Source organism: Nocardia sp. NPDC005978 (genome assembly GCF_040614455.1).
Lineage (GTDB): Bacteria > Actinomycetota > Actinomycetes > Mycobacteriales > Mycobacteriaceae > Nocardia.
Genome location: NZ_JBEXUS010000006.1, coordinates 136,523 through 143,888, shown reverse-complemented (window position 1 = coordinate 143,888; position 7,366 = coordinate 136,523). Strand labels below are relative to the sequence as shown.

Sequence of the window (7,366 nt, the reverse complement as noted above, 5' to 3'; positions counted from 1 at the left end):
GGGGGCCTCACCGTGGGTCGCCCCCCCGCGGTTCTCAGTCCTCGGGCGAATCGCGGAAGATGCCGTTGCCCGCCGTGGTGCGGGAGAGGGCGTCCGCGGCCAGGATCACCGCCGCCGCGGTCCAGGTGGTTCGCTCCTCGGGCCAGCGCTTCCCGTCGGTGAAAACCATTCCGGTCCAATAGGAGCCGTCGGATTCGCGCAGATGCTGGATCTCGCCGAACAGGCGCGTGGCGGTGTCGTGGTCGCCGTTGGCCTCGAGGGCCAGGACCAGTTCGCAGGTCTCGGCGCCGGTCACCCAGGGCGCGTCCGACACACAGCGGATGCCGAGGCCGGGGACCATGAACTCGTCCCGGTGCCGTTCGATGCGGGCGGTGGCCTCCGGGCCGCGGAGCGCGCCGCCGAGAATCGGGTAGTACCAATCCATCGAGTAGCGGGATTTGTCCAGGAAGAGCTCCGGGCGATGGCGGAGGGCGTCGCCCAGCAGCCGCCGCGCGGCAGCCCACTCCGGCCGCGGGTCCCCGAGCTGCTCGGCCAGGCCAACCGCACAGCCCAGACTGTGGTGGATGCTCGAACACCCGGTCAACAGCGCTTCCCCGGGACTGCCGGTGGACCAGTAGATCTCACCGTGCGGACCCTGCTGGCCCAGGACGAAGTCGATGCCCGAGCGGACCGCCGGCCACAGGCTCGCGGCGAAGCCGAGATCACCGGTGACCGTCGCGAAATGCAGGATCCCGGTTGCCAGGTACGCGCAGAAATTGGTGTCGCTGTCGGCGTTCTCGATCAGTCCCCGGCGCACCTGAGCGGGCCAGGACCCGTCGGGGCGCTGGGTTTTGGCGGACCACAGGTAGGCATCACGCGCCTCGTCCCACAGGCCCGCCACCGTCAGGCCCATGGCCGACTCGATGTGGTCCCACGGATCGGTGTGCCCGCCGGTGAACCACGGCAGCGCACCGTCGGGTTCCTGTGCGGCGGCGATGGATTCGCCCGTGCGGCGGATGTCGGCGCTCGTCAGTATCCCGGGAACCGCCGGTAGCTCACCGGGCGTCACGGGCGACCGCCGGTTTGGTGAAGTACAGGGCCACGCTCTTGCCGATGACCGGGTTCAGCAGTCGCTCGGCCGTGCGGGTCAGGCGCGGCGCGGACATCATGTCCCACACCAGCATCCGGTGATACAGGGTGACCAGGCGATGCTGTTCCTTCGAGACCCCGACCGCGCATTTGAGCCACCAGAAGGGGGCGTGCAGGGCGTGCGCGAACTCGCGATGCCGGTAGTGCACACCGTGTGCGACGACCTTGTCCCGCAACTCCGACGCCCGGTAGATCCGCACGTGCCCGCCCTCGTTGGCGTGGTACTCGTCCGACAACGCCCAGCAGATCCGCTCGGGCAGCCACCGGGGCACCGTGATCGCCAGTACGCCACCGGGTTTGAGCACGCGCGTCAATTCGGCGATGGCGCGGGCGTCTGCCGGGACGTGCTCGAGGATCTCCGAGGCGATGACCACGTCGAATTCACCGTCACCGTAAGGCAGATCCAGTGCGTCACCGGCAACCGTCTGCGCTTTCGCGTAGCCCGGAGCCTCGCCCGCCGCGGCCATGGCCTCGAACATGACGGCCACATCGGTTAGGTCACCGGTGTTCTGGTCGAATGCCACCACGTCGGCTCCGCGCCGGTAGGCCTCGAACGAGTGCCTGCCCGCTCCGCAGCCGACATCGATGACCCGCACCTCGGGCCCGATCCCGAGTCGATCGAAATCCACGGTCAGCATGAGATCTCCTGTCTGGCGAAAAGCACTGTCCGGATCACCGGGTGGTTCCGGTGGCCGCGGGATTCCGGTGCTCCCGGCGGGCGATCGCGCGCTCGTACACCGCGACCGTCCGGGTCGCGACCGCGGACCAGCTGTACACCTCAAGCGCGCGCCGGCGTCCGGCGATTCCCATGCGGTGCAGGCGATCCGGGTCGCGCAGCAGCGCGTCGAGGGTGCCGGTCAGCGCGTCGGCGTCACCCGGGGCGACCAGCTCGGCGCAGGATCCGGTGACCTCGGGCAGCGCCCCGGCCCGGCTGGCAACCAGCGGTGTCCCGCTGGCCATGGCTTCCACCGCGGGCAGCGAGAACCCTTCGTACAGCGAGGGAATGCACGCGATCCGCGCCGAGGCGAGCAGTTCGGCGAGCTGTTCGTCGGTGAGCCCGTCGACCGCGGTCACGATATCGGCCAGGCCCAGATCGGCGATGAGCTTCTCGGTCGGCCCGTTCGGTTCGAGCCGGGCCACCAGCCGCAGCTCTATTTCGTGCGAATGCCGCAGCCGGGCAACGGCTTCCAGTAGATGCGCGATGCCCTTGAGCGGCTTGTCCGCGCTGGCGACCGCCACGATCCGACCCGGCGCCCGGGGCGCATCGCGCGGTCGGAACAGCTCGGTGTCCACTCCGAGGGGAATCGTGTGCAGTTGCCGCGGCGAGACTCCGAAGTCCTCGGCGATATCGTCCGCCGAGGACGAAGACACGGTGATCAGATCCGGAATCTGCCGCACCACCCGCGCCTGCATGCCCAGAAATCCGTACCAGCGGTGGACGAACGGTTTGCGCCGCCACGGCGCGGCCGCGAGATCCAGGGCGCGGTCCCGAGTGATGGGATGGTGGACGGTGGCGACCACCGGTAGCGTGCGCGCGATATCGAGCAAGCCGTAACCCAGGCACTGGTTATCGTGTACCACGTCGAAATCGGCTGTCCGCGAACGCAACAACCGCGCCGCTCGCAAACTGAAGGTGCGCGGCTCGGGGAAGCCGGCGGTCCACATCGTGCCCAGCTCGAGCAGGTCGATCCGGTCCCGGATCTCCCGCGGATGCGGGGTCCGGAACGGATCGTCGTCGCGGTACAGGTCCAGACTCGGCACCTCGGTGAGCCGCACCCGGGGGTCGAGGTCCTCCGGATAGGGCTGACCGGAGAACACCTCGACCCGATGCCCGAGTTCGGCGAGCCCGCGGCTCAGATACCGGACGTACACGCCCTGTCCGCCGCAGTGCGTCTTGCTGCGGTAGGACAGCAGCGCTATGCGCACGCGCCCTCCTCGATCAGCAGTTCGGCGCACTTCTCGCCGATCATCAGCGCGGGCGCGTTGGTGTTGCCGCCGGTGATGCTGGGCATGATCGAGGCGTCGGCCACGCGCAGGCCCTCGATCCCGCGCACCTCGAGCGTGGGATCGACCACGGCCCGCTCGTCCACGCCCATCCGGCAGGAGCCGACCGGGTGATAGATCGAATGCGCGCGATCGGGCAGGGCCCGCCGCAGCCCGGCGGCGTCGGCGAACGACGGGCCGGGGGAGTATTCCTCGTCGATGTCGCCCGCGATCGCACTGTGCGCCATGATTTCTCGCACGGTGCGCATGCCCTCGACCAGGAAGTCGATGTCCCGGGGATCGCTCAGATAACCCGGATCGATCAGCGGCGCGGCGAACGGATCGGCCGAGGCCAGACGGACCTCGCCCCGGCTCTCGGGATAGATCAGGCTCGGCATCACCGTGAGCGCGGGCCGCCGCTCGACCAGGTACATCTTGTCCGCGTCCTGGTTGGGCGTCGGATAGCTCCACGGCAGACTGTGGATCTGCAGATCCGGATGCGCGCCCTGTGCGAACCGCGTCTTGACGAAGCCCACCGCCTCGAACACCGTGCGCCCCATCCAGGAACTGCCCGGACGCCGGAACTCCCGGGCCAGCGCCTTCGCGAAATAGGTCGGAATCCCGCGGTGCACCGCCTTTTTCGAGACGAAGGTCATCGGCACGAACACGTGGTCGTGCAGGTTCTGCCCGACCGGCAGATCGGCGTGCACCGCGATGCCGAGATCACCCAGGTGCGACGCGGGCCCGATTCCGGACAGCATCAGCAGCTGCGGTGAACCGATCACACCGCAGGACACGACGACTTCCTTTCCGGCCCGCAGGATCTCGCGCTCCCCGGACCGGCCGGCGATCTCCACCCCCACCGCCCGGCCGTTCTCGATCACCACGCGGGTGGCGTGAGAGTGGGTGAGCACCCGCAGGCGCGGATTCGGCCGATCGGTGAGGTAGCCGCGAGAGGAGCTGTAGCGCAATCCGTTTCGCACACTCTGCTGGAAGACCGACACCCCCTCCTGGCTCTCCCCGTTGTAGTCCTCGATGATCGGCGCGCCGAGCGTCTCGGACGCCGCGACCATGAACTCCTCGGTGATCGGGGTCAGCTCCCGCTGCCGGGTGACCTCGATCGGCCCACCGGTCCCGCGGTACTCGTCGGCGCCGCCCTCCCAGTTCTCCAGCCGCCGGTAGGCCGGCAGCACGTCGGCGTAACTCCAGCCCTTGTTGCCCGCCCCGGCCCAGGAATCGAAATTGGCTCGATTGCCGCGCACGAACAGCATGCCGTTGACCGAGCTCGAGCCGCCGAGCACCTTCCCGCGGGTCATCGGGATGCGGCGGCCGTTGGCGTGCGACTGCGGGACCGAGTACTGCTTCCAGCACACCCGTGACTTGAGCGGGGGAATGGTGTGCACCATGGTGATCAGGCCGGGACTGCTGACCAGGCGGGTGTCATCGGCCCGCCCCGCCTCCAGCAGGATCACCTCGGCGCCGTGCTCTGCGAGGCGGCTCGCGACCACCGCACCCGCGCTGCCCGCGCCCACGACGATGTAGTCGGCTTCCTTCATGCTCGTACCGTTCGTCTCTACTCGTACCGCACTTGCCAGTGCTTGATGCCGTTGATCCAGCCGTTGCGCAGGCGTTCGGGCTCGCTCACCTGGGACAGATCGGGCATCGCGTCGGCGAGCGCGTTGAACATCAGATCGATTTCGAGCCGGGCCAGATTCGCCCCGACGCAGTAGTGCGCACCGGTGCCGCCGAAGGCCAGGTGCGGATTGGGATCGCGCAGAATGTCGAACTCGAACGGCTTCTCGAACACGTCCTCGTCGAAATTGGCCGAGCTGTAGAACAATCCGAGGCGCTGACCGGCCTTGATCTGCTGCCCGCCGAGCTCGGTGTCCTGGGTGGCGGTGCGCTGGAACGCGGTCACCGGGGTCGCCCAGCGGATGATCTCGTCGGCGGCGGTGCGCGGGCGTTCGCGTTTGAACAGCTCCCACTGCTCGGGGTGATCGATGAACGCCTTCATCCCGTGCGTGATGGCATTGCGCGTGGTCTCGTTGCCCGCCACCGCGAGCAGGATGACGAAGAACCCGAACTCGTCCGAGCCGAGCGATTCCCCGTCCACATCGGCGTGCACCAGCCGGCTGACGATGTCATCGAGCGGGTCCGCGCGCCGCTGCTCGGCCAGATTCCAGGAATAGCCCAGGATTTCGACCGAGGCATTGGTGCTCGAGTCGGTGGTGGCGGTGTCGCCGTACTCGGGGTCGTCGTAGTTGAGCATCTGGTTCGACCACTCGAAGAGCTTGCCGCGATCGGCCTGCGGAATGCCCAGCAACTCGGCGATGGCCTGCAACGGCAGCTCGGCCGCCACCTGCTCGACGAAATCACCGCCGCCCTCGTTCTTGGCCGCGGCCACGATCGCGGTCGCGCGCTCGCTCAACGCGGCCCGCAGGCCCTCGACCGCGCGCGGGCTGAAGCCCTTGGAGATGATGCGCCGGATCTTGGTGTGCTTGGGCGGATCCATGTTGACCAGCAGCGCGCCGGTCAACTCGATCTGTTCGATGGTGACCTGGCCGGGCAGCCGGATCACCGCGCCCTTGAGCTGGGCGGAGTACAGCTCGTGGCTGCGCGAGATCTCTTTGATGTCTTCGTGTTTGGAGACGACCCAGAACCCGCCGTCGTGGAACCCGCCGGACTGCTCGTCGGTCTGGGCGTTCCACCACACCGGCGAGGTGCGGCGCAGTTCGGCGAATTCGCGGACGGGGTTACGGGTTGCCCAGAGCTCGGGATCGGTGAAATCGAATCCGGTGGGGATGGATGGGGCCGACACAGCTACCTCCAGATAGGCCGACGTCGTTGTGGACCGGGTGATCAGCGCTGCCGGCGGCGGTAGCGCACGCGACAGGGCTGCTGCAACTGCACGACCATCTTCGAGTGGTCGTTGCGGTAGGTGTCCGACGGCTGGGCAAGCTCGAATTCCCAGTCCCGCAGCAGAATCGAGAAGATGGCCTTGAGCTGCATGAGCGCGAACGGAGCGCCGACGCAGCGGTGCCGGCCCGCGCCGAAGGGGATCCAGTTCCAGCGGTTGACGATGTCTTCCTGGCGGGGATCGAGGTAGCGGGTGGGATCGAAGCGATCCGCCTCGGGGAAGTCCTCGGGGATCCGGTTGGAGATCGCCGGGGTCGCGGCGACCATGTCACCGGGGGCGATCCGATTTCCGCACACCTCGAATTCGTCCCGTGCGATGCGCATCAGGATGATCAGCGGCGGATGCAGCCGCAGGGTCTCCTTGAGCGTGGCCTCGAGATTCGGGATCTGGCGCAGCGCGTTGTGGCTCACCTCGGAGCCGTCGGCGTACAGCTCGTCCAGCTCGGACACGACCGCGGCGAGGGTCTCGGGGTTGCGCAGCAGCTCGATGATCGTCCAGGCCGCGGTGCCCGAGGTGGTGTGGTGCCCGGCGAACATCATCGAGATGAAGATGCCGGTGATCTCGCTGGCGGAGAAGCGCGGTACGCCGTTCTCGTCGCGGACCGAGATCAGCACGTCGAGCATGTCGCGCTCGTCCTTGCCGGTGGGCGGGTTCGCCTCGCGCTGATCCATGATCCCCTGCACTAGTTCCACGAGCGCGACGCGGGCTTCGTCGCGGCGGCGGAAGCTGTCGATCGGCGCGTAGGGATCGACGTAGGCCAGCGCGTCGGTGCCCTGTTCGAGCTCGTGGTAGAGGTGCGCGAAGCGCCCGTCGAGCTGATTGCGGAACTTCACCCCGATCAGGCAGGACGAGGAGGTGTAGATGGTCAGCTCGGCGAAGAATTCGAGCAGATCGATCTCGCCCTCGTCGCCCCAGCGCGCGAGCATCTGGTCCACCTCGTGCGCGATGGTGGCCGCGTGCCCGCGCATGTGGTCCGCGCGCAGGGCCTGGTTGTGCAGCATCTCCTTGCGGCGCTCGGGCGGTGCGTCGAACACGACGCCCTCACCGAAGATCGGCTTCATGAACGGATAGGCCGCGCCCTGATCGAGGTCCTCGTCGCTGGCGCGGAAGAAGAACTCGTTGGCTTCGGCGCCCGACAGCAGGATGACATCGCGCCCCGCGAGTTCGAACGATCCGACATCACCGCACTCGGTGCGCACGCGCTGCATCAGCGCGATGGGGTCGGTGCGGAACTCCTGCAGGTGCCCGTGCTCGTCGTGGCCTCCGGACACGCGCTGCGGTTTGACCAGCGTCATTGCAAATCCTTCCCGGAACGAATGTCCAGACAGAGAATGGACA

At 68.0% G+C, this 7,366-nt stretch carries 6 protein-coding genes; all 6 read right to left on the bottom strand.

Going from position 1 to position 7,366, the window contains the following annotated elements; all coding sequences use genetic code 11:
• Positions 1–34: 34 nt before the first annotated feature.
• The 6 genes from ABZ319_RS04590 to ABZ319_RS04565 are packed head-to-tail and all read right to left on the bottom strand — an operon-like array spanning position 35 to position 7,323.
• Positions 35–1,048 carry a prenyltransferase gene (locus ABZ319_RS04590; RefSeq protein ID WP_354984926.1) on the bottom strand — a complete coding sequence of 338 codons (1,014 nt, stop codon included), beginning with the start codon at positions 1,046–1,048 and terminating at the stop codon, positions 35–37.
• Positions 1,035–1,766, bottom strand: a complete 732-nt coding sequence (locus ABZ319_RS04585; RefSeq protein WP_354984925.1) for a class I SAM-dependent methyltransferase — start codon at positions 1,764–1,766, stop codon at positions 1,035–1,037. The genes ABZ319_RS04590 and ABZ319_RS04585 overlap by 14 nt, the downstream gene beginning before the upstream one ends.
• A gap of 34 nt (positions 1,767–1,800) precedes the next feature.
• Positions 1,801–3,054: a glycosyltransferase family 4 protein gene (locus ABZ319_RS04580; protein WP_354984924.1), complete on the bottom strand. Its 1,254-nt coding sequence runs from the start codon at positions 3,052–3,054 to the stop codon at positions 1,801–1,803.
• Positions 3,045–4,667: a GMC family oxidoreductase N-terminal domain-containing protein gene (locus tag ABZ319_RS04575; protein WP_354984923.1), complete on the bottom strand. Its 1,623-nt coding sequence runs from the start codon at positions 4,665–4,667 to the stop codon at positions 3,045–3,047. The genes ABZ319_RS04580 and ABZ319_RS04575 overlap by 10 nt, the downstream gene beginning before the upstream one ends.
• 17 nt (positions 4,668–4,684) lie before the next feature.
• Positions 4,685–5,929: a cytochrome P450 gene (locus ABZ319_RS04570; protein WP_354984922.1), complete on the bottom strand. Its 1,245-nt coding sequence runs from the start codon at positions 5,927–5,929 to the stop codon at positions 4,685–4,687.
• Positions 5,930–5,970: 41 nt separating this feature from the next.
• Complete coding sequence (locus tag ABZ319_RS04565) at positions 5,971–7,323, bottom strand: cytochrome P450 (protein ID WP_354984921.1); 1,353 nt, start codon at positions 7,321–7,323, stop codon at positions 5,971–5,973.
• Positions 7,324–7,366: the final 43 nt, after the last annotated feature.